Annotated in this window: 27 protein-coding genes, 2 tRNA genes and 2 pseudogenes; 15 read left to right on the forward strand and 16 right to left on the reverse strand. The window is 44.2% G+C overall.

The features are described from left to right. Window position 1 precedes the first annotated feature (1 nt). Genes JFQ59_RS00265 through JFQ59_RS00275 form a run of 3 tightly spaced genes read left to right on the forward strand, consistent with a single transcriptional unit; the run spans window position 2 to window position 3,365 of the window. On the forward strand, window positions 2-592 hold the full coding sequence (locus JFQ59_RS00265) for a translin (RefSeq protein WP_202318389.1): 591 nt from the start codon (window positions 2-4) through the stop codon (window positions 590-592). Further along, a complete protein-coding gene (locus JFQ59_RS00270) occupies window positions 570-1,838 on the forward strand; it encodes a tRNA(Ile)(2)-agmatinylcytidine synthase (RefSeq protein WP_202318390.1) in 1,269 nt (422 codons plus the stop codon). Before JFQ59_RS00265 ends, JFQ59_RS00270 begins: the two co-directional genes overlap by 23 nt. A 30-nt stretch (window positions 1,839-1,868) precedes the next feature. Continuing rightward, entirely contained in the window at window positions 1,869-3,365 is a 1,497-nt protein-coding gene (locus JFQ59_RS00275; protein WP_202318391.1) for a DHA2 family efflux MFS transporter permease subunit, read from the forward strand. Window positions 3,366-3,383: 18 nt separating this feature from the next. On the opposite strand, the gene JFQ59_RS00280 is transcribed toward JFQ59_RS00275, so the two are convergent. After that, window positions 3,384-3,947 carry a YiiX/YebB-like N1pC/P60 family cysteine hydrolase gene (locus tag JFQ59_RS00280; RefSeq protein WP_202318392.1) on the reverse strand — a complete coding sequence of 188 codons (564 nt, stop codon included), beginning with the start codon at window positions 3,945-3,947 and terminating at the stop codon, window positions 3,384-3,386. 459 nt (window positions 3,948-4,406) lie between these two features. On the opposite strand from JFQ59_RS00280, the gene JFQ59_RS00285 reads away from it, so the two are divergent. From JFQ59_RS00285 to JFQ59_RS00305, 5 genes are all read left to right on the forward strand, one after another. After that, window positions 4,407-4,670 carry a type II toxin-antitoxin system RelE family toxin gene (locus JFQ59_RS00285; protein ID WP_202318393.1) on the forward strand — a complete coding sequence of 88 codons (264 nt, stop codon included), beginning with the start codon at window positions 4,407-4,409 and terminating at the stop codon, window positions 4,668-4,670. Window positions 4,671-5,265: 595 nt separating this feature from the next. Continuing rightward, the gene (locus JFQ59_RS00290) at window positions 5,266-5,574 is read left to right on the forward strand and encodes a hypothetical protein (protein WP_230972167.1); all 309 of its coding nucleotides are present in this window, start codon (window positions 5,266-5,268) and stop codon (window positions 5,572-5,574) included. Window positions 5,575-5,635: 61 nt separating this feature from the next. Then, complete coding sequence (locus tag JFQ59_RS00295; RefSeq protein ID WP_202318395.1) at window positions 5,636-5,938, forward strand: hypothetical protein; 303 nt, start codon at window positions 5,636-5,638, stop codon at window positions 5,936-5,938. A gap of 128 nt (window positions 5,939-6,066) precedes the next feature. Next, a complete protein-coding gene (locus JFQ59_RS00300) occupies window positions 6,067-6,282 on the forward strand; it encodes a hypothetical protein (protein ID WP_202318396.1) in 216 nt (71 codons plus the stop codon). Continuing rightward, the gene (locus tag JFQ59_RS00305) at window positions 6,272-6,418 is read left to right on the forward strand and encodes a type II toxin-antitoxin system RelE family toxin (RefSeq protein ID WP_202318397.1); all 147 of its coding nucleotides are present in this window, start codon (window positions 6,272-6,274) and stop codon (window positions 6,416-6,418) included. The genes JFQ59_RS00300 and JFQ59_RS00305 overlap by 11 nt, the downstream gene beginning before the upstream one ends. 101 nt (window positions 6,419-6,519) lie before the next feature. On the opposite strand, the gene JFQ59_RS00310 is transcribed toward JFQ59_RS00305, so the two are convergent. The 4 genes from JFQ59_RS00310 to JFQ59_RS00325 all read right to left on the reverse strand — a co-directional run bounded on the left by JFQ59_RS00310 (window position 6,520) and on the right by JFQ59_RS00325 (window position 8,184). Then, window positions 6,520-6,744, reverse strand: coding sequence for a hypothetical protein (locus tag JFQ59_RS00310; RefSeq protein WP_202318398.1), 225 nt, complete (start codon window positions 6,742-6,744; stop codon window positions 6,520-6,522). 43 nt (window positions 6,745-6,787) lie between these two features. After that, on the reverse strand, window positions 6,788-7,387 hold the full coding sequence (locus JFQ59_RS00315) for a hypothetical protein (RefSeq protein ID WP_202318399.1): 600 nt from the start codon (window positions 7,385-7,387) through the stop codon (window positions 6,788-6,790). After that, entirely contained in the window at window positions 7,326-7,925 is a 600-nt protein-coding gene (locus JFQ59_RS00320; RefSeq protein ID WP_230972168.1) for a DUF5343 domain-containing protein, read from the reverse strand. Before JFQ59_RS00320 ends, JFQ59_RS00315 begins: the two co-directional genes overlap by 62 nt. A gap of 188 nt (window positions 7,926-8,113) precedes the next feature. Beyond that, window positions 8,114-8,184 (reverse strand) — tRNA-Gly (locus JFQ59_RS00325). Window positions 8,185-8,263: 79 nt separating this feature from the next. Here JFQ59_RS00325 and JFQ59_RS00330 point away from each other — a divergent pair. Beyond that, window positions 8,264-9,451 (forward strand): tripartite tricarboxylate transporter permease, encoded by a 1,188-nt coding sequence (locus JFQ59_RS00330; protein ID WP_202318401.1) that lies wholly within the window; start codon window positions 8,264-8,266, stop codon window positions 9,449-9,451. On the opposite strand, the gene JFQ59_RS00335 is transcribed toward JFQ59_RS00330, so the two are convergent. Next, window positions 9,448-10,425, reverse strand: coding sequence for an NOL1/NOP2/sun family putative RNA methylase (locus JFQ59_RS00335; RefSeq protein WP_202318402.1), 978 nt, complete (start codon window positions 10,423-10,425; stop codon window positions 9,448-9,450). The genes JFQ59_RS00330 and JFQ59_RS00335 overlap by 4 nt on opposite strands. Next, complete coding sequence (gene rqcH / locus JFQ59_RS00340; protein WP_202318403.1) at window positions 10,422-12,296, reverse strand: ribosome rescue protein RqcH; 1,875 nt, start codon at window positions 12,294-12,296, stop codon at window positions 10,422-10,424. The genes JFQ59_RS00335 and rqcH overlap by 4 nt, the downstream gene beginning before the upstream one ends. A 48-nt stretch (window positions 12,297-12,344) precedes the next feature. Between rqcH and JFQ59_RS00345 the strand changes: the two genes are divergently transcribed. Continuing rightward, window positions 12,345-13,286 (forward strand): ribose 1,5-bisphosphate isomerase, encoded by a 942-nt coding sequence (locus JFQ59_RS00345; protein ID WP_202318404.1) that lies wholly within the window; start codon window positions 12,345-12,347, stop codon window positions 13,284-13,286. A gap of 210 nt (window positions 13,287-13,496) precedes the next feature. On the opposite strand, the gene JFQ59_RS00350 is transcribed toward JFQ59_RS00345, so the two are convergent. Continuing rightward, window positions 13,497-14,702, reverse strand: a complete 1,206-nt coding sequence (locus JFQ59_RS00350) for a hypothetical protein (protein WP_202318405.1) — start codon at window positions 14,700-14,702, stop codon at window positions 13,497-13,499. Further along, window positions 14,699-15,133 carry a hypothetical protein gene (locus JFQ59_RS00355; RefSeq protein ID WP_202318406.1) on the reverse strand — a complete coding sequence of 145 codons (435 nt, stop codon included), beginning with the start codon at window positions 15,131-15,133 and terminating at the stop codon, window positions 14,699-14,701. The genes JFQ59_RS00350 and JFQ59_RS00355 overlap by 4 nt, the downstream gene beginning before the upstream one ends. A gap of 366 nt (window positions 15,134-15,499) precedes the next feature. Between JFQ59_RS00355 and JFQ59_RS12360 the strand changes: the two are divergent. Beyond that, window positions 15,500-15,784 (forward strand): annotated as a pseudogene (locus JFQ59_RS12360) (DUF22 domain-containing protein). A 90-nt stretch (window positions 15,785-15,874) separates the two neighbouring features. Here JFQ59_RS12360 and JFQ59_RS00370 read toward each other — a convergent pair. After that, entirely contained in the window at window positions 15,875-17,185 is a 1,311-nt protein-coding gene (locus JFQ59_RS00370) for a phenylacetate--CoA ligase family protein (RefSeq protein WP_202318409.1), read from the reverse strand. A 120-nt stretch (window positions 17,186-17,305) separates the two neighbouring features. Between JFQ59_RS00370 and JFQ59_RS00375 the strand changes: the two genes are divergently transcribed. Then, window positions 17,306-17,379: transfer RNA gene (locus JFQ59_RS00375), tRNA-Pro, on the forward strand. Between the two features lie 169 nt (window positions 17,380-17,548). Here the strand turns inward: JFQ59_RS00375 and JFQ59_RS12715 are convergent. Further along, window positions 17,549-17,623: pseudogene (locus JFQ59_RS12715) on the reverse strand (DUF2202 domain-containing protein); the annotation flags it as partial. Between the two features lie 363 nt (window positions 17,624-17,986). Between JFQ59_RS12715 and JFQ59_RS00385 the strand changes: the two are divergent. After that, a complete protein-coding gene (locus tag JFQ59_RS00385; RefSeq protein ID WP_202318411.1) occupies window positions 17,987-19,435 on the forward strand; it encodes an ATPase domain-containing protein in 1,449 nt (482 codons plus the stop codon). A gap of 9 nt (window positions 19,436-19,444) precedes the next feature. Here the strand turns inward: JFQ59_RS00385 and JFQ59_RS00390 are convergent, their stop codons facing one another. Genes JFQ59_RS00390 through JFQ59_RS00405 form a run of 4 tightly spaced genes read right to left on the reverse strand, consistent with a single transcriptional unit; the run spans window position 19,445 to window position 21,637 of the window. Beyond that, window positions 19,445-19,858 (reverse strand): DUF1641 domain-containing protein, encoded by a 414-nt coding sequence (locus JFQ59_RS00390; RefSeq protein WP_202318412.1) that lies wholly within the window; start codon window positions 19,856-19,858, stop codon window positions 19,445-19,447. Between the two features lie 9 nt (window positions 19,859-19,867). Then, a complete protein-coding gene (locus JFQ59_RS00395; protein WP_202318413.1) occupies window positions 19,868-21,010 on the reverse strand; it encodes an NAD(P)/FAD-dependent oxidoreductase in 1,143 nt (380 codons plus the stop codon). Between the two features lies 1 nt (window position 21,011). Then, on the reverse strand, window positions 21,012-21,233 hold the full coding sequence (locus tag JFQ59_RS00400; protein WP_202318414.1) for a sulfurtransferase TusA family protein: 222 nt from the start codon (window positions 21,231-21,233) through the stop codon (window positions 21,012-21,014). A 20-nt stretch (window positions 21,234-21,253) separates the two neighbouring features. Beyond that, the gene (locus JFQ59_RS00405) at window positions 21,254-21,637 is read right to left on the reverse strand and encodes a DsrE/DsrF/DrsH-like family protein (RefSeq protein ID WP_202318415.1); all 384 of its coding nucleotides are present in this window, start codon (window positions 21,635-21,637) and stop codon (window positions 21,254-21,256) included. Between the two features lie 230 nt (window positions 21,638-21,867). Between JFQ59_RS00405 and JFQ59_RS00410 the strand changes: the two genes are divergently transcribed. Both JFQ59_RS00410 and JFQ59_RS00415 read left to right on the forward strand, forming a co-directional pair. After that, window positions 21,868-22,182 carry a hypothetical protein gene (locus JFQ59_RS00410; protein ID WP_202318416.1) on the forward strand — a complete coding sequence of 105 codons (315 nt, stop codon included), beginning with the start codon at window positions 21,868-21,870 and terminating at the stop codon, window positions 22,180-22,182. A 3-nt stretch (window positions 22,183-22,185) separates the two neighbouring features. After that, complete coding sequence (locus JFQ59_RS00415; protein WP_202318417.1) at window positions 22,186-23,451, forward strand: amidohydrolase; 1,266 nt, start codon at window positions 22,186-22,188, stop codon at window positions 23,449-23,451. On the opposite strand, the gene JFQ59_RS00420 is transcribed toward JFQ59_RS00415, so the two are convergent. Next, on the reverse strand, window positions 23,441-23,731 hold the full coding sequence (locus tag JFQ59_RS00420; RefSeq protein ID WP_202318418.1) for an EMC6-like membrane protein: 291 nt from the start codon (window positions 23,729-23,731) through the stop codon (window positions 23,441-23,443). The genes JFQ59_RS00415 and JFQ59_RS00420 overlap by 11 nt on opposite strands.

The following is a 23,731-nucleotide window of genomic DNA, read 5'->3' on the forward strand; positions in this document are numbered from 1 at the left end:
TATGGAAATTGAGGAATGCAGAAACAAATTGATTTCACTTGAGAGGGCCAGAGAGGAGCTTCTCACACTTGTCAGAGATTTGAGGACGAATTCCACAAAGGCAACTGCCCTACTTCACGCTGGAGACATCGAAGGGGCGGAAGAAAAAATCCAGAGAGCTTTGAAAGTACTTGAAAAGGTCGTGAGGTTCAGAAAATTTCCCGAAATTTACTACTCCCTCACACACGATGCCATGCAGGAGCTTGTAGAAGCATTTGCTTTCCACAAAGCAGTAAAGGGGGAATTCAGCTTTTCAATTGATCTTGATATAGAGCCATCGGCAATGGTTACGGGACTGGCAGATTTGATCGGAGAACTTAGAAGGTACGCATTGAACAGGCTGGTTGAGGGGAATTTCGAAGATGCAGAAAGGATGATGGTGCTGATGGAGAAAATATATGATGAGCTAGTATCTTTCACGTTTCTGCCGGAAAAGCTCGTTCCCGGGTTGAGAAGGAAACTTGATGTTGCAAGAGCAGGTATCGAGAGAACGAAATCTGATTATATCGCAGCAAAGGTAGCGAGATTGAATGAGGGTCTGGGTAGGAATTGATGATACGGACAGCAGCAGGGGGATGTGCACAACGTATCTCGCAACTCTCATCATGGAGAGAGTTGAGAGTGAGCTGGGGAGAGTTGAGGGGTTCCCAAGGCTTATAAGACTTAACCCCACAATTCCGTACAAAACGAGAGGGAATGGTGCGGTAAGCTTTCTTGTGGACGTTGAGGACAGGGAAGATCTTATGGAGGTCGTAAATGAGGTGGTTCTTGAACATGCAATGATTGAGGACGAGAACACAGATCCCGGTGTGGTTTTTGTCGACGATGATCTGGCACTTAAGCTGAAGAGCTTTGCAGACAGGGCCATGAAAGACGTCGTAATGCTTGATGAAGCTCTTTTCCTGATCGGAAAGTATTTCATCCCGCATCTTAAGTACAAAAAAGGAAGGGGATTGATTGGAGCGCTTGCTGCAGTGGGTGCAGAGTTGAATGACCATACGCTTGAGCTAATAGCGTACCGGTATCCAGAAAAGTTCGGAACTGAGAGAGAGTACGATGAAGAAAGTTTCTTCGATATGGATTTTGAGCTGTATCCCCTGACCTTCGACAATGTTGACTGGTGTAATGAAAAGGTTGTCTGCATTCCAAACACACCGTGTCCTGTGCTTTACGGATTGAGAGGGGAGAGCGTAGAGGCTCTCTACGATGCACTCGACATGATCAGAACCGAACCCTATGACAGAAAAATGATCTTTATAACAAATCATGCAACAGACATGCACATTATAGATACGGACAGGATCAGCATAACAGGGCTTGAGAACTATCGCTCATATAAGGTGACGGGTAGAGTTACGGGAGAACCCTATGACATCGAGGGGGGTCATGTATTCTTCGAAATTGACACCAGGTTTGGTGAGATTAAATGTGCAGCCTTTGAGCCAACCAAGCAGTTCAGAAACATAATCAGACAGCTCAGACCCGGAGATGAGGTTGAGGTTTACGGATCGATGAAAAAGGATACCATCAATCTTGAGAAGATCAGGATCGTGAAACTGGCCAAGGTGTATGTTGAGAGAAACCCAATCTGCGCCATCTGCGGAAAAAGGATGGAGTCTGCAGGAAAAGGACAGGGATTCAGATGCAGAAAATGCAAAACAAGGGCGTCGCGAAAGGTTAAGGAGCTACTAAGTAGAGAGATCGAAACAGGATTTTATGAAGTTCCACCTTCTGCAAGAAGACACCTTTCTAGGCCGCTTATCAGGATGGATGGTGATAAAAGACACATTTTCCGATAAGGTTTTAATTCCCCGGATGTAGGAACTTCGATGTCCGATAATATCCTCAAGAGCTGGATAGCCTTCCTTCCTGTAAGTGCCGGACTGTTTATGGTTCTGCTGGATGTGAGCGTTCTGAACGTTGCCCTCCCGAGAATTGCAGAGGACTTCAGGGCTACAATGTCGGATCTCCAATGGATAATGAATGCATACACCCTTACCATGGTTGTTCTTCTGGTCATCACCGGCAGAATAGGAGATATGGTAAGGAGAGATCGGTTTTTCATCTTTGGGATGGCAATATTCACACTGGGCAGTTTTCTGTGCGCACAATCGTGGAATACTCAGTCGATTATCGCCTTCAGAGCCCTGCAGGCTGTTGGCGGAACAATACTCAGCGGAAATACTCTTGCCATCGCAGCAGAGCTGTTTCCTCCCGGTAAAAGGGGAGAAGTCATGGGACTCAATGCCATTTTAATAGCGTCGAGCTTTACACTCGGTCCGATTATTGGTGGATGGCTGACAACGAACTTTAGCTGGCACTGGGTGTTCTACATCAACGTTCCAATTGGGATCATTTCCATAATCGGAGCGTGGTTCCTTCTTCCCCCACTGGGTGGTAAGGAAAAGGTACCTGTGGATCTGCTTGGGGCGGCTCTGCTATCGATCGGATTGGGGGCTCTAACTCTTGGAATTATCAAGGGTCAGGACTGGGGATGGACGAATCAGAAGACCATATCATGCTTTATTGTGGCTATCCCATACCTAATCGCCTTTATTATGAGGGAAATAACCTATGAGTATCCTATGCTGGATTTAAGTCTTTTTAAAATCAGAAATTTCAGCGTATGCATGGCGGCCACACCCATTTTATTTTTTGGCATGTCTGCATCTCTGTTCGTCATCCCCTACTTTTTACAGGGTCTGAAATTTCTCAGTGCTGAGGATTCGGGATACTGGATGGTCGCCATACCTATCATGAATACACTCGTTGCACCGATTTCGGGGAGACTGAGCGATAGGATAAATCCGAAGTATCTAATGACACTCGGTCCAATTCTTTTTGCTGTCGGTCTGTATAATCTGACCCACATCTACCTCGATATTGGCTACTGGGAATTCTTTGCCCTCATAGCGCCAATGGGTCTTGGAATGGGATTGCTCATGTCCCCCTCATTCAACGTGATGATCTCTTCAGTCCCCATTGAGAAGGTGGGTATGGCCAATGGAACTATCAGGTCAATGAACACTCTGGCGCAGGCCATGGGTGTGGCTGTTGGCGGTGTTCTTCTCACTGCCAGAATGAAAGAGTGGATTCCGGGTTATGCAAATCAGGTTCCGGATCCCGGTACCATGAGAATACTGCTGAACTATGCAAGATACGGATATCCGGCACCGCTAATTGCCATGGTCGAGGGCTTCATTGACAGCATGCAGCACGTCTTCACAATCATGGTGCTGTTTCCGCTGATAACTGCAGTCATAATAGCAGTATTCCTGAAGGGTGGTGAACACCTGAGCAGAGTGAGAACCGCAACAGCTTATTAAAAAATTTTTAAAAAAGCATCATTCTGAATAGGCTATGAGGACTGTATCGCCGTCGTCTGCTACCTCCTGCGGTGCAACATTGTATCCGTACTTCCAGCTCCAGCCCGGATTAGCGTCGATGTCCGGTCCACCGGCTGCCAGGTAAGCCGCCCAGGCCAGCTCACTGCAGTAGTAGCTGTCTCCATAGACCTCCTTGCCTCCAACGTAGGTTAGCCATTTGTAATCGTATGGTTTGCCAACCTGTTTTAGGGCAAACTCTATTGCAGCCCGTCTTACGCTGTCTGTTGTTTTAACCCGGTAGATAGCTGCTTCGTAGGCTTTGTGGACGTTTGTTACCGGATTCACTACAACCCCATCTTCTGTGGCCTCCACGATTTTTCCATCTCCGATGTAAATTGCTACATGTGTCCAGTGTCCCGGGATTAGCAAGGCGAATTTCGGATTGTACTCCAGAATTAAATCACCCGGCTGCAGTTTACTCAAATCCAGATTGTTTCCGCTGTCACCAATCCAGAAAGCCGACACGGGTGTCAGAAAAATCACAAACAGGACTCCGGCAAGTAAAAGCTTTCGTCCCTCCACGGTTCAGCACCTCCTAATTAATGTTGTTAATCTGCATAATAATTTCTATAAAAATTTTTCGTTATGAAATTGGGAATGTCAGACCGGATTAACCGGAACCTTCGGGAACGTACTTCTAGCCCGGCTGACATCTTTTTGCAGCCCGGGCTCCAGAAGGATACTCTTGCACACTGACACATCCATAACAAACTATAAACCTGGCTGAGAGCTGCTGGATGTGGATCCACAGTCCGGAAATATCATAACAGAGCTACCGCAAACTCAGCTACTTTTTTATTCTTTCATGTAGCATGATGTACTTTGCTTTATTACTCCACTTGAAAAGATTGCAAGAGATGTTGAAGACCTCAAGAAGAAGATCGATTATCTAATAGAGGTCATCGAGAGCGAAAAGAAAAAGAACCTCATCGAAGATATGATGAGAATAGAGGAAGAAGAGGAGTTTGTGGAGCTGAAATTTTGAGATATAAAGTACTAATCAGCAAAAAAGCACTTGAGTTTATCGACTCCCTACCTGAAAAGAGTCAGGGGATAATAAAAGACAAACTTAGCAGTCTTGTTAACAGCCCATACCCCGGGAAAAGGGGAGATAAAAAGAAGCTAAAGCTTCCAAGCTACGAGTTATACAGAATGCATATTGCAAGAAGCTACACAGCTTTTTGCAGAATCTATGAAGATGAGAAAGTTGTTAAGATTCTCGACATCATGACGGTTGAAATGTAGTTCACTTTCATGGATAAGGTAACGAGAAGAAACTTTCTTAGAAGGTCTCTTCTCACAACAGCCTTTTTTCTTGGCTTACATTTTGAAGGTTGCTCAGAACCGTGTGAATCGATGCGTGTTACACCAACACCGCACACGCCACAAACACCCAAAAACACACCATACAACATAGACACCAAAATAACCCAAACTATAGACAAGACATAAGGAAACATAGTTACAATCCTCGAAGTCTACACACCCCCAAAAACCAGAAATAAGAATCACAAGCCCAGACTATACCGAGCTCGCAACCAAGAGCGCCGACTGGTACATAACCCTAACCAAACAGGGAAAAACATTCTTCCCGGTCGACGACCACACCCTACAACAAAAATTCTCTAAACCAGAAGACAGGGCCCCCGCACTACAACTACTCGCCGAGACACCCCTCAAGACATGGACCACCAACTACAAAGACTTCCTCTACGGCTTCCATGCAGCACGAGCATTCTGGAACCACCACGTACCACTAGCAAGACGAGTAGCCGACCTAGCACTAGAAACATGGCCAATGTGGAACAACAAGAAAAACATGCTCTGGAGCTATTACATAATGCTCGGAGACGCTGCAGGACACGGAGAACTACACAGTATAGCATTTCTACTGGGAATGGACGACATAGACACCAAAGAAGACTACGGGCAACATCCAATTTTAAAACTCATAAACAGCAACCGCAAGAGCCCCGACATGGAAAAAGAATACTACCAAAAATACCCCGACGCGCCCACCAACATACTATCCAAAAACTCGAAAGAATGGAGAGGCAACAAGCTCGTAAAGCGTGGCAGCATACGCGGACATGTACACCCACAAGGTAGGATGACCCAAAAAACCATACAGCGAGAGAGAAATCTATGAAGGGCTCAACCCAGCAATAGCCGCCGCGACAGGACTACCATGGACCTACGAGTACACGGGCGTGTTCAGATCCGAGACGGCCGTGACAATAAGCGACAAAGCCGCCAGCCTTCTCAAACAAAAATATGGGGACGACCTCGCGATAGGACCAGCCAACCTGGTCGGGCCCTTCCTCTCCAAGAGCGCGGCCAGAAAAGACTGGGAAAAAGCAAAACAAGTAGGAGGATACCCCAGCGGGCCACTACCAGAAAAACCCAAAATAGCCATCCGATGGCCCAGGCACACACAAAGAGAACTCCCAATAACAACAAACCAGTACAACCAGAAACAACACACCGACGGATACATCATCGCGAGACTATGAAACCCCGAAGCCGGCAATGCAAGGATTGTAGATTACGTCATCAGAATTTTAACTCAATCTTGTTGTTAAATCCTGCTAACCCTCAAATCATGGATAACCTTTTTATCTTTCCCAACAAAGATAGCATGATGGGTGAAGCAATTGAACTTCTCCGCAGAATCGAGAACAAGCTCGAAGAAATTGACAGAAGGCTGAGAAGAATTGAGGAAGAGCTTTTTGATGAGCTGAGTGAGGAGGAATTAAAAGAGGTTAAGGAAATCCTTGAAGCCTGTAAAACAGGAAAGATGAAGACGTATTCGCTGGAAGAACTGAAAAAGGAGCTTGGAATCGAGGATGAAGTTTGAAGTCAGAATATCCGATATAGCGGCTAAGGACATCAAGAAGCTTGACAAGATCACGAGGGTCAGGATATACAAAACGATCAGAAAGCTTGAAGATCCCTTTTCTCTCGACATCAAAAAGATTGAGGACCATATTTAAGGGTCAGAGTCGGTAATTTCAGAATCATCATATAAATCGATTTCGAAAACCAGATTGTATGGATTGCCAAGGTTGACAAACGGGAAAGAGTTTACGACCGCCTATAACTCCCTCAGCTCCCTGAACAGCTGCATGAAGTAAACAACCATCAGCAAGCTTAACATGAGAGCGTGCTGGTATCCGCTCCTCAAAGCCAGGACCATTATCACCGCAATAACCCCAACCAGAAACAAAGGAAACAGCGTAACGCTCTCTTTCGGCAGCTTGAACCTCTCATTTTCAAAACCGTAAGCCTGCAGGAACTCAACCAGCTTCTTGTTCTTCAAAGCTTTCCTTTTGTTCTTAAATGTACTAAAGACATCACAGATTTCACTGTTTTGCGATTCGATTCAAAATCATTTTAATACGATTCAAAAGTTCTGATATATACCCAAGTGTTTCATTAATGTCTGGGAAATAGTCACTCGGGTGTGCGCACTCATTCCTTTTGCTTAGCAACCCATGTAAAACTTTCATTTCACTTTTTCTCAAAATTTCAATATCTTTTACTGCCTCTATTATCTGGTAATCTGGATACTTCTCTCTTAATTCTTCTTTGCTTGATACTTTCCAATTTGGCCTTTTTTCTTTGAGTTTTTGGAAATTCTTCAGAAGTAGCTCGTGAATGAAGTCTATAAAACCTGCCCATGCGAGCACGTGTGCTGCTCTGAAAAGCCCGTTTTCGACACATCTCAGAGCTTCTCTAAATAGCTCATCTTGTTCGAGCGATAGACCGTTTAATTCACTATAACTTTCATTTAATTTTACAACTCGTGATTTTTCAGCACTTTCGTATATGCCGAGTATCTTATGGGCAATTATTTCAAATTTCTTCGAATTTTTAACAAATTCCTCAATTGTGCTTATTTCATTCTGAAAGCAGATTTCTTTTAAGTGAACGAAACAATTTGTCGTATACCTCCTCATCATTGGTGGCTGGCAATTGAAGCTGTATGTTTATGTTAATCGCCAGACCGTGTGTTGGAAGCTTTATCGTTGGTGGTCGAGTTAACGATTTATCCATTTTTGCATTTTGAGTGACTGATTCGGTTTCCTCAAAATCTGCTAATTCGCATAAGGCTTTGAAAGTTAAAATTATTCTGTCGATCGTATTGCTTGCAAGATTCGTCTGTGCGGCAAAAAAGTTTTTCAGCGCTTCTTTATCTTTTCTGTGTGCATCAGGATATGTATCAAAAAGTTGTTGATAAGCTCTCTTTATAGCTGATGCCATTATCTTTGGTGCAAGTTCTCTGTTACGGTAGTTATTCCATGTCTCGGTCGGAATTCCCGATGCATCTATAAATCCCAGATCTTTTAAGAGGCCTACTATAGTTCGATCATTGCTACTTTTAAATCCTAAAGCTGCTAACCACCTTTGCGTAACTTTTTCAGGTACATTAGTTTCCTGAATTATTTTAAAGAACTTTTTCAACTTCCCAGGAACCGTGGTGTATGGGAAATTTGACATTCGAATCCCCAGTTTTTATTAGCATACAACAAATATAAATTTTACCTTACTAAACAGTTACTTGTCAGAATGGGCCCGGTTAACATTTTCGTCTTATCTCAAATATCTCAAAATTATTTCACGATCCAACATGATTAAGATGCTCAGAGGTCGCTAAATATTGTTTTTAAGAAATTTAAAATATAAGATGCGGCCGCCGGGATTCGAACCCGGGCTAACGGCTCGGGAGGCCGTTGTCCTACCACTAGACTACGACCGCACATTTTGTTCTGAGCTGGTTAAGCAAATAAAAGTTTCGAAGTACCGCAAGCTTAATATGTCACATTCTGACTCAAAGTGTGCTATACGATGTACTGGTAGGCACCTTACTGGGGATCGTGGCAGGGATAATTCCGGGTATACACAGCAACACGTTTGCCATTCTTGTGGCCATCAACTCAGAATACTTTGAGAACCCGGGAATTGTGATAGTATGCTCTTCGATAGCATATACAATTGCGGACATCATTCCTACAACCATTCTCGGCGTTCCGGATGAAGAAACGGTCATTGCAACTTTTCCAGTCCATCAGATGGTGATGGAGGGGAGGGCCATGGAGGCTGTGACGTCGTCTGTGATTTCATCCTTTCTTTCTATCCTGATGGTCGTGCCTATGTACTTTACCGTTTCAGTAATAGCCTCCGAACAACGAATTCTAAAGCTCGTTACTCCCGCTGTGCTTGTTTTCACCTCTGTTTTTATGATTCTCAGCGAGAAATCGGATGAATTTGAGGGAAGTCTCGCTTCATGGAGGAAGAGATTCTATGCAACGCTCGTTTTTGCGGTTTCGGGTTTTGCTGGATACGTTGCATTCAGGAACATGCACCTTGCAGATGCAAATCCGGCCGGTTCTGTTCTTCTTCCACTACTTACAGGACTTTTTGGTGTCCCAGTTCTGCTACAATCTTCCAGTTCCTCCTTTCCTGATCAAATCAGAAAATTCTCTTTTCCTGATGTAAATCCAGTAGCACGCGGGTCTCTTGCTGGTTTTCTCGTTTCAATGTTTCCCGGCGTCAGCAGTGGTATCGCAACCTTAATCGCTTCTGCAGGTGAAAGGGATAGAGAGGGATATATCGCAGCCATGAGTGCGGCCAACACATCAAATGCTGTGCTGAGCTTTTATATCTATATGGCTCTGGGGAAAACCAGGAGTGGTGCAGCGACTTCCTTAAAGAGACTGGGTTACATCCCTGATTTTTATGAAATCGCACTTCTTGTTGTGGTGGCCGGTCTAATTTCTCTGGTAGCCTCTCTGGTGATTGCATACATCGCTATGCCGTTGGTTTCCCGTGTAAACATGCAGTTTCTTTCAGTTTCAGTTTTCGGTTTTCTAATATACGTCGTATATACCTTTACGGGGACTTTTGGCATTGTAGTTTTCTTCTCAGTCGTCCCCATCGGTCTTGCAGCTACCTTTCTGGAGATCAGGAGAGTGAACTGCATGGGCAGCCTGATCATACCTGTTCTGCTTTTTTATCTCAGCTAGACCTTTCTTATCCTGGCAATAAAAAATCCAGAACATCTGTGAATGTGGGGGAAGAGTCTTCTGGTCTTTTTTATCTCCTCTGGCCATTTCAGATCTAGCTCGGGAATTGTTAAACCCTCAACGCCATATTCAACTTCCACGACCTCTACATTTTCTCTCATTTCAAGCAAAAAATCGACAACAATCTCATTTTCTTCTGGAGCCATTGAGCAGGTGGAGTAGACGAGTTCTCCCCCATCTTTCAAAATATCGTAGGCCGCCAAAATCAGTTCTTTCTGCAGATACGAACAAAAGGACAGATCCTTCGCATCTCTATCTGTTTTTCGTGATGGGTCCTTGTGGATTATCCCCTCCCCGGTGCATGGAGCGTCAAGTAGCACCTTGTCCACCCCTCCCACCACTTTTTCCCGTATTTTGCCAATACTCCTCCCGTCCATGTTAAGAACCGCCACATTCATTGCACCCATGCGGTGAACGTTATCTATCAGTGGCTGAAGCCTCTCCTTTTGTGGTTCGACAGCCAGAACAGTTCCTTTATTCTGCATAAGCATTGAGAGAAATGTTGTTTTTCCTCCGGGAGATGCAGCAAGATCGACCACCAGATCTCCGGGTTTGGGAGCCAAGACGAGAGGAGGCACACATGAGCTCTTATCCATTATGTAGTAGTAGCCCATCAGGTATTCCGGCGTAGCTCCGATGGAATAGGGCTCGTTTGAGACCATGTAACAGTACGGTATGTCGGTTGGATCAACTCTGAATCCTCTCACTTCCAGCCTTTTAATCAGCTCTTTTTCCGGTATCTTTATTGTGTTTACCCTTATGTACTTCGGCAACCCTTCTTCAAATGTTTCCATGATTTTTATGGTGTCCTCGCCAAAAAATTTGAACCACCTTCTTACAATAAATTCGTCATAACCGTATTTTTCTGCAAGGACTCTGGTTCTCGTTGTCGAAGGGAAATCAAGAATTTTCATTCTCTTATCCTCGATTTTCCCGGTGGTATAAACTTCATTATCTCGTCAGGGGTTGCTATTGCTCTCACAATATGCCTCTCATCTCCGGCCATGTCTGAAAGTCTTTTTGCTATTTCCACACCCAGCCTGTTTGCATCCATCTCCCCTATTTCAAGTTCAACGTAATAGTTAGCGTACTTTCTCACCGAACTCACAGGGCCTCCAATTACTCTCAGCTTTTCAATTTCAATTCCGATTCCACAGTTTAATTCGACAGTAAGGTAGTTTCTTTTTCCGGTAATGTAAAAACTTCCTTTAGGCAAATATTCACCAGATTTTGCAGATTTTGACACCTGATCGGGTAGAACGTAGTAAACTTCACCGGCGTGTTTTCCTTCCTTCCACAGGGCGGAGTATGTTGCGGCAAATTCTGCCGCTTCCCTTATGCTTGTCTCTCCTGCATCCTGACCTCTTTTGAGAATAACCACAGGAGCTCCCGGTGTTTGTGTGTGGAAAAATAGATCTCCTGTTTCTAGATACTTTGAGACTATTTCCTCATTCATATCGGCGGATCTACCTCCTATCGCCAGGAAACCCTCGCTTGTAATGAACCATCGGTAATTCTCAAACCACTCCCTTTTTCTTCTTACTTTTATGCTTGAAATGTACCTTCTTTCAAGTTCCTCGTCAATTCTTTCCATTTCTCGTATAGTTTTCTCAATCGCTTTCTTTACTCCATCTGCCTTCTCTCTTGCTTTTTTTGACTTTTCATAATACACATCTGCGTTTTCGTGTATGCTGTTTCTGATATCAAGTTCGACGTTGAATCCGTCCAGTTTTATGGTTATGCTGCTTTTTTCCGGCTTAATGTCCACAACAAGCCTTTTCAGCCTTTCATCCCTTCTCACAATCTCCGTGATTTCTTTCCAGCTTTTCTTCTGTCTGGCACTTCTGAAAGCTTCGATTATCCTGTCAACAATCCGGTAGTTCTCATAGATGAGGTCTCCAATTCTTTTAAAGGTCTCAGCATCGCTTTCAAACTTTCTCAAGCTTTCTTTTTGTATTTCAAGTCTTTTTTTCAGCTTTTCCAGCTTCTCGCTTTTTGCACTTTCAAGTTCATCAATTTCGGTCAGCTTTTTGGAATAGTAATCGTCAAGTGCATCATTGAAAGTTTCAAAGTATTTTTTGTCGTACTGTGAATAGTACAGAAGCTCCATTGGTACAACATCCATGTAATCACCGTTTTTCAAAATTATCTGTGGTTTTGGGGTAAAGTTCATGAGAGCTTCAACCTCTCTTTTGATTTTCTCCCTTTCATCAACGCTTAATTCCGAGTATTTTCTCCTTTTGTCGATTCCGGCTCTCAGGCAGACCTCCTCTGCATACAGCCCGCCAAGACCTGAGGTTGCCAGAAATTTCACCACCTCTCTGTTCTCATCCCTCCTCTCTATCGGCTGTGGAAACCTGTAGGGCTCACCAACCTTAACAGTGTGCTTCAAAGGCATAATCACCCTGTTGTCGGCATCAAGGAGGATGATGTTTCCTTTTGAGAAAATTTCCGCAACGAGCTTTTTCCTTACATCCACTCTTTCGAACTCGATTATCACAACCCTGTCAAAGTCATACTGCTCAATACTGACAATCCTTGCACCTTCAAGATGTTTTCTCAGTAGCATTGCGAAAGCTGATGGGAAGCGAGGAGCCTGCTTCGGAAATTTTGTCAGGTGGATCCTCCTTCCTGCCTCGATAACGAGATCAACCTTTCTGCCAGCATATATTCTAATTCTGATCTCACTGGGTGGGTGATGGTACACCTTCTCCACTTTACCTCCAACCAGTTCCCTGAGCTCATTAACACATGCTTTGATGTCAAACGAGCTGAGCTGTTTCACATCTGGTCTATGCTGGTAAGCTTAAAATTCTTTAAGATGACAAGCTTCATGGATATCGTTCTGAGAGCTGCAGAAAAAATAAAAAGTATGGAGGTGAGAGGGGCAGCGAGAATAGCCAGATTTGCCGCAGAAACGCTGAGAGATTATGCATTGAGGATAAGATGGGATAATTTTGATGATTGTATGAGAAAGGCTGCAGAAATTTTGCTGAACACCCGTCCAACGGCTGTTAGCCTTTATAATGCCATAAACTATGTAATGAGCTATTCTGGAGAAAGCGTTGAGGAGAAGAGGGAGAATTTGATAAAAAGGGCTGAGGAATTCATAAACTGGGTCGAGAATGCTCAGAAGAGGATCGGTGAGATTGGTGAAAAGAGGATAAAGGATGGATATACTGTAATGACACACTGCAATTCCTCGGCAGCACTTTCGGTTATAAAGAAAGCTCATAAAAACGGAAAGGAAATAGAAGTTATAGCAACAGAATCGCGGCCCAGATGGCAGGGACATCTGACGGCGAGGCAGCTCAGGGAAAGTGGAATTAAAGTAACCCTGATTGTTGACTCCGCTGTGAGATATTTCATTAACGATGTTGACTGCGTAATCGTTGGGGCCGATACAATTGCAGCAAATGGTGCGCTGATAAACAAAATTGGAACGTCTCAAATCGCCCTGGCGGCAAAGGAAGCAAGAGTTCCTTTTATGGTTGCTGCCGAGACCTACAAATTCAGTCCGAAAACACTCTTTGGCGAACTCGTAGTCATTGAGGAAAGAGATGCAAGCGAGGTTGCGCCGAAGGAGCTTCTTGATTTGGGTGTAACTGTGAGAAACCCTGCCTTTGACGTAACACCGCGAGAGTATATAGACGTAATAATCACCGAGATTGGTGCCATACCGCCTGAGATGGCATACATAATCATCACAGAAAGACTCGGTTACACCGGTATTGGCGAGGATGAGATAACGGTCGACTCGAGGCATTTCGATTAATCGTCAAAAATTTTTGCCTTTTTGCAATAGCAGTGTAAGGTTTGTTAATCGGTTGAAGACAAAATTCATTATAGAATGGCAATTCTTGTCGCAGGGTCTATCGCAGGCTGTGCATAGGTATAGGAGAAACAGGCAAAAACAACTCCACGATCTCTTCGTTGACAACGTTGTTGGCGAAATTCCCTCCCCATCCGGTTAAACTTCTATTTTTTAACATGTGTTCGTTTCAAGACAGTTGATGAGGTCGTTAACATCCTTTTTATGCTCTCCAAGCATTACTCCGGTTTTAATTCCCGCATCAAGGGATTTTGCATAAATGTCCGACATCGTGCCCCCTAAAATCGGTATCTTTGACGTAATCCACGAAACCGCCTTTTTAAGTCCCACTGCAGCCTTAAGTATTCTGGAATCGTCTTCCGTTATTTTCCCATCTTTATGAAGCTTACTTGTCCCGTCAATCTCGTCCTTTATTTCTTTCAGCTCAACGGCTTTTGAAAGATAATCATTTGCCTTGCTGTTCAAACTTTCAAATTTTTCAATTTTCGAAACCAGATTTCCATACCCCCTTTTTGTCAGCTCATTTTTCAGATACTGCTTTGTGTTCTCCATCGCATTCTCCTTTCCCTTCTCCAATGCGAGGTACATAAGCTCCTCGACGAGACCTTTCTCCTTTTCAGGAGTATTTTTTATAACGTCTTCGACAATTTTCCGAGTTTCATCATCTCTGTTCTGCATCAGTTCCCTCACTTTTCTGTCTCTCTCGATCATCCTGTCAACAGCGACCAAAATTCTGTCCATCGTGTCATCTTTTTCTTCGGAATTCTGCTTCTCGGAATCATAAGACTCAAACTGCTTTTCAAGTTCGTTGATGATTTCCATAATTTTCTCGTCGGCTATTTCATCCGTCGGTCTGGAAATCACAACCAAATTTTCGCTATCGTAAATCCTGAGGGTTTCTCGAATCCTCTGTGGAGTGTTGACGTCTGATGCTGTTTTGGAGGGTGTCGCAACAGTATCTGAGCCTGTAGTTGTTGATTGAGTGTTTGAAATGCAGTTTATATATCTCTGATAAGCTTCCTGATATGCAACGTACTTCTTTTCAGCTTCGGCAGGGTCGTACGTGGACTGGTACTCTCCAAACGCTCTGAGATACTCTTCCTCCTCTTTTTTGCATATTTCTCCCCTCATTGAGCTATCCGAGCTATCGGAACCAGCGGTATCACCGGAATTCGATGTAGAGCCCGAAATACAGTTTACGTAGTTTTTGTATGCCGAACTGAGAGCATTGTTAGTCTCAATACTTGGATTTGCCTGATAGTTGCTGTACGCCCTCTCGTATTCTGCTTTCTCATCTTCGCAAATTGCAGAAACGGGGTAAATTAGTAGAATAAAAGTGAGAAAAACAAGGATTTTCATGAGTACACCTCCCACGAATTCTTGAACTCTTCAATGGAAATTTTGTGATTCAGGTAGTTGTAAATTGACTCGTAGGTGATATAAACTGAAAACACCTCGTTTTCTTCGAAATAGTTTTTAATAACAATAGCATCGAAATTTTCTGTAGCAAAGAGGTATCCCGCTATTATTCCGTAATCCATAGCAAGCTGGTTGTCTCCACCTTTAAAATCCGGTTCGTAGTAAACAACGATTTTTCTTGCTCCGTTACTCTCCATCTCCATGTAGAAAACATTAACACCAAGCTCCCGTAACTCGTTAACCGTTTTGAAACCATCTATGTTGTTATCATCTGCAAAAAATAACTCGGAATCCATAAACAGGAACAATGCTGCCATTTTAACAAACACGAGCAGGAGTACAAGAGCCAGCAGGTACTTCAAAATTTTCATGGTTCTCTACACTAACCCCATATATAAATGTTTGCTTAATGTTAAAATTTTGTCCTGATGCTCTTATGTTTGAATGAAATGATTAATGCATGGTGGCACGATCGTAGCTTTTCTGGGACTCACTCTGCTCTCTGAACCATCATCCGGAAACATTTTCGGAATTATGGTCCTCTTGGTCAGCACACTTTCATCGGCAGTATACATAGTTATGGGAAAAAAAGCTGATGATGGAATACGATGTAACCCTTGCAAGCAAACACTGTGATTTTGGAATCAATTACACTGTAAAAGCATCTTGCTGGAACTGTGAAACTTGAAGAAATGACCGGAATCAAACCTGCAGAGATTGAGGTTGTGCTGGAGGAAATGGAATGCAATCTTGTGTGTCCTGAGAGGAAGAAGGTCAAAATAAGGAAATACAGGTACAGGAGAAGACACAAAGCAGAGTGGCTACCTCTCGTTGCAGATGTTGAAGTCAGGTCAGGCGAGCCCGTGATGGTGTGAACGAGAAGCCTGAAGTTACCCCCCGTGACGATACTGGTTCGGCTCTCAGTAATGTGCCATCCTCCTGGTAGTGTTGTTGACGTCGCATGCAGGGGCAAAATCAAGAGGGTTGAGGATGGTGCTTTTGTTGATGAAACCGGTCAGTGATGGCAAAATAGACTGATCGGTGTTTTGAACGTATCCCACATTGCGGCCCTTTCTCCATCGCAAATGTTGTCTCTTTGAATTTTCTGATCATTATAATTCTTTTCTCAGATCAAGAACTCTCCTTGCCTTACCCTTTGATCTCTCAAGCGTCCCCTTCTCCACAAGTTCTACGTTTGTTCTCAATCCGAGCTCTTTGTGCAGTGCGGATTGCACCTTTTGCTGGATTCTCTGCAGGTCTGAAAGTTCACCGGTAAACACCTCATCTCTCATCTCCACTTTAACCGTGATCTCGTCAAGCGATCCAGTTCTGGTGATGACTACAAGGAAATGGTCTCCCACTTCCGGTATCCGCATCAAAACGTGTTCAATCTGGCTGGGAAATACGTTGATGCCCCTGACAACAATCATGTCATCGCTTCTGCCGATAATGCGGTGTATCTTGGGATGTGTCCTTCCGCATGAGCACTCGTCGTCCAGTATGTAGGTTATATCCCCTGTTCTGTATCTCAGCAGGGGCAACGCCTCTTTTGTCAGAGGCGTGATAACCAGTTCGCCCTTTTCACCCTCGTTTACCTGCTCACCTGTCTCTGGATCGATGATTTCGGTGAGGTAGTGATCGGCCCAGATATGAAGCCCGTTCTGCTCGGTACACTCGAAAGCCACACCCGGGCCGTTCATCTCACTAAGACCATAACTGTCATAAGCCTTGATGTTGAAGGCGTTTTCCAGCCTTTTCCTTGTGTTCTGGCTCCATGGCTCTGCACCAAAACACCCGATTCTGAGGCTGAGTTTATCTGCCAAACCGAGTTCTTCAGCGACCTCCTTAACGTGTAGGGCGTAGCTGGGGGTGGAGTGAATGACAGTAGTTCCGAAATCGACCATGGATTCGACCTGTCTTTTAGTGTTTCCAACACCTGAGGGTATCACCATCGCTCCAATTCTTTCAGCACCGTCGTGAATACCCAAACCGCCTGTGAAAAAGGCGTAATTTGCCATGTTCTGAAAGACATCGGATTTCCTAACGCCTACCATATACAGACATCTCGCAACGATGTTGATCCAATTTTCAAGATCATTACTGGTGTAGCCCACAACCTTGGGTTTACCTGAAGTCCCACTGGAGGTATGCAGTCGCACAAGTTCATCCTTAGGAACTGCGAAAAGTCCAAAGGGATAGTTTTCCCTGAAATGGTCCTTTGTCGTGAATGGAATTCTGGTTATATCTTCCAACCTTTTTATGTCGTCAGGCCTCACTCCTGCACCCTTAAGTCTTCGACGGAAAAATTCAACATTATCATAAGCATGCTTTACAACCCATTTTAAACGCTTTAGCTGCAATTCCTCAAGTTCCTTTTTCGGCATTATCTCTTCCTTTTGCCAGTATACATCACTGTAGGGCATCCCGATCACCTTTCATTCTTTGATACTTTGTTACCTTTTGACCAAAGTACTCGGGGATTAAATAATTGTCTGTTTCGATGCAATAAGCTTAAAAACAATCTAGCTTTAGGTTAGATGGAGGGGGCCGTAGGGTAGCCTGGTGATCCTCTCGGCTTTGGGAGCCGGTGACCCGAGTTCAAATCTCGGCGGCCCCATTCGAAATTCACTGTCTGATATCTCTTATTTAGTAGGACGAAGTGGGAGATATGGTGTTACCAAAAGTTAAATGGAGCCTTTTTCCATCGGAGTACTTACTACTCTGTTGTACTCCTCCTCGCTAGGACGCTGAGGCTCGTAGGTGATGAGCCTTTCATAAGATTGATGTAATCCCCACTTCTCGTACAGGGTTTGATAGACATCCCTTGCGAGCTTCTCTTCCTCTCTCATATACAGTATACCTTGTCATTCAGATTTCTGGCCGGTATCTGGTAAACGAGTTGGCTGATGGTATCAACACTTACCACTCCATGCTAACCGGTATTTTTGCCATCTGTTGATTGCTTTGAACGCATCCAGCTGCAAGTACAGCAAAAATAATCAATAACACAACAAATTTTGCCCTCGTTCATACAACCTTCGTTCAGATCATGCAATTGCATTTATTGCATCAAATTTATTTAAATTTTTAGGAGATTGGTAGTTTCTGGTTTCAAATCTACAGCAAATGGCCTTTCTCCATTTTCATTTAGATCATTTCAGATTTTCTGGAAATTTCTGCATCTCGGTAAAAAGAGATATATATCTTTAGAGACATATTTTCGCATGGAGGAATCCACCCGTATCCTCATTTCTTCAGGAATTCCGGGGTTTGATGAGATTCTGGGAGGAGGTCTTGTCAAAGGATGGTCTTATCTGCTTAAAGGTGCGCCAGGAAGCGGCAAAACAGTATTTGGTTTGCAGTTTCTGAGAGAGGGTGTAAGAAATGGAGAGAAAGTTGTTTACATTTCTTTTGATGAGTCTAAAGAAGAAGTGCAGATGCAGGCAGAATTGTTTGGTTGGAACATAAACGAACCGAACTTTTACTTTGTCGACAAGGTTGAGAAGATGGACATCCTAACGTCTGACCTCATGTTCGTTGATTTTGATTCAATCAGTGAAATTCACGACATCATAGAGTCTGTAGTTTCAGTCAGGGAGCTTGAAAATGCGAGCAGAGTTTTCATCGATGGGATAGGAATACTGCGAGACGCTTCGCGAGATCCGGCGATTTACAGGCGTATAATGGCGTCCATAATACGGTTTCTCAACAGCATGGGAATCACGAGCATTATAGCGGAAGAATATACGGGTGATATAGGAAAAGAGATAATCAGCTATCTGACAAGTGGTGAGTTTTTGCTTGAGAGGGTCGTGAGGGGTGATGGGGAAGTCCTCAGAGCGATAAACGTTCTTAAATATCGCGGTGGAAAAGCGTGGCTTGGCAGGCATTATCTGGACATAACCGATAATGGAATCATTGTTTATCCGATCATCCCGGTAACGGGCATTTCTGATGGTGAAAGGAGTCTGATTTCAACCGGAAACAAAGAGTTTGACTCCATGCTCGGTGGAGGGATATATGAGGGGTCAAGTGTACTAATCACGGGTAAAAGCGGAGTAGGGAAGACGAACATGTCCCTTCAGATACTCGTTGCCAACGACAGGAGAGGAAAAACAGGCATTCTCTACACCTTCGAGGAGAGTGAAGAAGAAATCCGGGAAAGAATTGAAAACATATTTAATTACAAACCTTCGAGACTGATCATAAAGCCCCTGTCCCCGTACGGAATGAATTTGGGACGGTTCTACCGGATGGTCGTGGAAGATGTTGAAAATTACGCTCCGGCAGTTGTGGTGATAGACCCACTCAACGCTCTTGTACGAATGAGCATATCCTTCGAAGAGCTCAGAAGAGCAATGGATCTACTAGAATCGTACATCTCTTCAAAGAAAACGATAAGCATAAGCATTATTGAAGTCGGTGAGGCTGTTGGTGATTTCTACCTAACCGGTGCTGGAATAAGTTACTTCGCCGACTATATGGTCGTTGGGAGATACATGGAACTTCACGGAGAGATTCAAAAGGTCATTGCAGTTATGAAGAACAGATTTGGAGATCATGAGCGTACGCTGAGGGTTCTCGAAATAAAGGAGGGTGAAGGGATCAGGATTGGAGAACCGCTGAAAAGATATACTGGCCTTATGGGTGCATCTCTCGAAAAAATCGATTAAATTTAAAAATTAAACGTTTTTTCCAAGTTCTCTGGCGATGTTCAGCAGCATTCCAAGAGCCTTCTGAACTTCTGGCTCTCTGAGGGCTTTCATCAATCCGACGACGCCCACGGGTTCTGGTTCCCTCTCACATCTGCAGATGGCATCTCCAAGGGCGTTTAGAAGCATAAGCGCCCTGTCACTTGTGAACTTCGTCGAGAGAAGACCTATGTTGGTGAGCATCTCCATATTTCTGTCAACAACGGCATCGCTTATCGAATCCTGAACAAGCTTTATAAGTGCTGAAAATCCCAGCAGTGCATCAAGGTTACCACTTTTTTCGAGCCAAACGAGCTTGTCGATCGCCTCGGAAATATGCTCTATGTTTTCGGCAATTTTCCTGATCAGTGGTTCGAGTTCCTTCATGATGTCTTCATCCGCCATGTTCTCACCTCAGAGCATACCTCTGGCAGTAAGCCAGAACATTCTGTTGTAGGCCAGTTTCATCCAGTGTATAAACTTGTTCGGTTTAACGAGCCTTGGTGGGGTTTCGTAGTCGAACCAGATGTACGTTGCCTCTCCAAAGCCCGTCTCTATAAAGCACATAGCCTTACCGAAATATCTTGCTGTTGGGGGAAGCCCCTTTATCTCAGCAGCTATGTTCTCTGCAACAACCTCTGCTTCGAAGTGTGCAACACTTCCAGCCTTGCTAACCGGCAGATTTGTTGCATCACCAACCACATAGACATTCTCGTACCCTTCAGCTTTCAGGGTAAATCTGTCCGTTGGAACCCACCCCTCTTTATCGCCCAGACCGGAATCGATGATAACCTGCGATCCCCTGTGAGGGGGGATGGATATCAGCAGATCGTAGGGCTCTTCCTCGCCTTCGAGTGTGACTATCACCTTTTTTTCGGGATCAATCTCGACAGGGTTGAAAAATGTCTTGTAGCCTATGTTTCTTTCCTCAAACATCTGCTGAACGAGCTCGGATACGGTCTCCATTGTGAAAATCCTGTTTATCGGATATGTGTAGAGAAGCTCCACCTCTTTCCGCACTCCATGGATTTTGAAAAATTCATCCAGCATGAAGGTAACTTCGATTGGTGCTACCGGACATTTGTGTGGGATACCCATTACACTGATAACGACCTTTCCTTTTCTGAAAGCCGCAAGCTCATCCCTGAGTCTTTTGGCCCCATCTAGGTTGTAGAACCAGTGTCCCCCCTCAACGAGTCCGGGCATTTCTTCTGGAACGACTCTTGATCCGGTGGCAATAACAAGATAGTCGTAATCCAGCGCTTCACCCGTATCAAGCTCAACCCTGCTTTTCTCCGTGTCAATTCTGGTTGCTCTGGCAATTTTCAGCTCCAGCTGCGGGTCAAGGAGATACCTGATATCTTTTAAAATGTCATTCTCCTCAACTCTGTTGAAGGCCAGGTAAAGAAGTCCGGGCTCGTAGAGCTGCTTTTCCCGATCGGAAACAATTGTCACCGAAACTCTTTTCTCTCTGATTTCTTCCCTCAACCTCATTGCGAGGTAGTTTGCAGTAATTGTTCCTGCAACTCCTCCGCCGACTATTACAATGCTTTTCATATTACTTCAACTTTTTGATGACGATTCTCCAGTAATCGTCCTCTTTCTTCACTTCCACAAGCTCATGACCGGCTTTTTTGACCCACTCAGGTATATCCTTTGCACTGCTTTCATCGCTGGAAAGCACCTCAATTATTTCTCCTACCTCAACCTGCTTTAACGTTTTGATCATTTCCATCAGCGGGCCAGGACAGTAACTTCCTCTCGCGTCAACCACTACCATCTCGATCACCCCCAAAAAATTTAGATAAACAGAACCTTTGCATCCTCCACCATGCCTAAAAATTTCGTTACTCCAATCACGTCGTCGAATACATCGACGAATTCATCTAGACTCATTTTCAGCATGTCCATTATCATCCCGCAGGCGTAGATTTTGAGATTGCCCACTTCCTTCGCCTGCTTCAGAACATCCACGAACAGTGGTGCATTTGCCTGTATCATACCCTTGCCAAGTTCTCCAGCCTTCCAGGCCTTATTCTCCACCACATCTTTTTTGAATGCCATCAGTCCATCCATTGTTGCGAAAAGCAGCACTTCACCAAAGGTTGCTGCTGTGCTTGCGATAATGCTCGCAGCCTGAACTTTCTCCAACTCACCACTTGCCAGAACAATTGCCAGTTTCATCCTATCACCTATCCTATTTATGTCTTAATTTAGATAAAGCTATTTTGGTCTTGACATATATGTAAAAAACAAATCTTTAGCTCATTTTGTTAATAAATAATAACCTACTAACTAATAAATGAAAACCTCAGGAGCATTTTTGGCTATTTTGAGAGAATCTATCTTAAAATATAATTAAAATTTAAAAGTGCTCAAAGCTTTTTTATCTCATGATGGTGAAGAGAATATAGATGGTCTATTTCCTCGTACCGCAGATCCCGATAATATTGAGTGATGGCAGATGTGTTTATCTGGATGCACATTTCACGATGTATCTTGAAAAGAAGTTCAGAGCTGCCAGTTTGATAAAGGATCACAGTAAGATAACATCCAGTTCGAAAAATGGAATAGTACTGGAACCCAACCTTCTCCCTTCGGAACTCGGTGAATTTGTTGAGAATCTCGTTGCTGAGACCAACATCGAGTTGAGCGCTATTCCGAACTTATTTATAACTATTGCCAAATTCCTGAAAGGAAAAAATTTTATTTGTAGATACAGAAGATAACCGATGATTCTCATAAGAGATGCGAAGGTTTTAACGCCGTCAGGTGTGAAGAAAACTAATGTTCTGATCGAGGAAAACAGAATTTCTGCTGTTGGCGATGTTGCTGAAAAGGGAGATGTAGTCATCGAAGGTAAGGGGAAAGCGGTAATTCCGGGATTTTTCAACACACATACACATGCCGCCATGACTCTTTTCAGGAGCTACGCAGACGACATGGTTCTGCACGAATGGCTTGAGAAAAAGATATGGCCGCTTGAGGCGAAGCTTGATGATGAAGCGGTGTACTGGGGAACAAAGCTGGCATGCATTGAGATGCTCAAAAGCGGCACGGTCTTTTTCAATGACATGTACTTCTACCCATCAGCAATTGCCAGAGCCGCTGAAGAGTGCGGGATGAGGGCGTGTGTATCAGCGGCATTTTTTGATTTCTTCAATCCTGACCTGCTCGAAGAGAATCTAAAAAAAGCGGTTAAAGAGCTCAAAAAGATTGAGCGGTACAGTGTGATGAGATCAATAGGACCTCATGCCGTTTATACCGTCAGCATCGAAGGACTAAGGAGGGCAGCAGAGATTGCGGATGAGATGGACATATATGTACATTTTCACTTGGCCGAAACCGAGAAAGAGGTTCTCGACTTTAAAAAACAGCACGGTAAACCGATAGCTCTGGCTCTGGACGAAATTGGCTTTTTGAGCAGAAGACTTATAACCGCTCACTGTGTGTGGCTTGAGGATGGAGAGATAGAGCTTCTCTCAAGAAGAGGGGTGACGGTATCGCACTGTCCAACGAGCAACATGAAGCTGTGTGTCGGTAAGGCCATAAACTACGGTAAAATGAAGAGGGCAGGTGTCAACTTCACCATCGGAACTGATGGGGCGGCGAGCAACAACAATCTGGATATCCTCGAGGAAATGAAGTTTGCAGCACTTCTGCAAAAATTTTACTACAGCGATCCAACTTTGATGGGCTCGGATGAGGTTTTTGAGGCTGCTACTATCAACGCTGCAAGGGCCTTTAACCTGAATTCGGGCAGAATTGAGGAGGGCTGTCTGGCAGATCTGGTCATCGTTGACCTTAAAAAACCTTACTTACAGCCAGACCACAATCTCGTGGCCAGTTTGGTTTACTCTGCAACGTCAGGATGCGTCGATACGGTGATAATTGACGGTACGATAGTGGTTGAGAACGGCTACTTCCGGGGTGATGCTGGGGCCGAGGAAAAGATAATTGAGAAAGCCTCGAGGGTGGCGGAGAAGCTTACAGGTTGAGGGCAAAGGTCCAGCTGATATACCAGCTCGAGAAAGTAAGAAACGCAACACCTGCCCAGTCCTTGCCTTCCAGCTCAACTCCAATTTTTGGCATAATGAATTTCTGGAGGTATATCATGAATACCAGAATTATTATGCCGAACGCATCTCTCTGCCTCATCTCGCCCGTGACAAGAAAAGAGAGTATTCCCGCAATCACACCCATACCTATTGGTAAAAGTGTTTTCTTGAGCTCTCTTGCCATGTCATATTCTTCCTGCTCACCTTTTTCCGTCACCAT

This window comes from Archaeoglobus neptunius (assembly GCF_016757965.1).
Lineage (GTDB): Archaea > Halobacteriota > Archaeoglobi > Archaeoglobales > Archaeoglobaceae > Archaeoglobus > Archaeoglobus neptunius.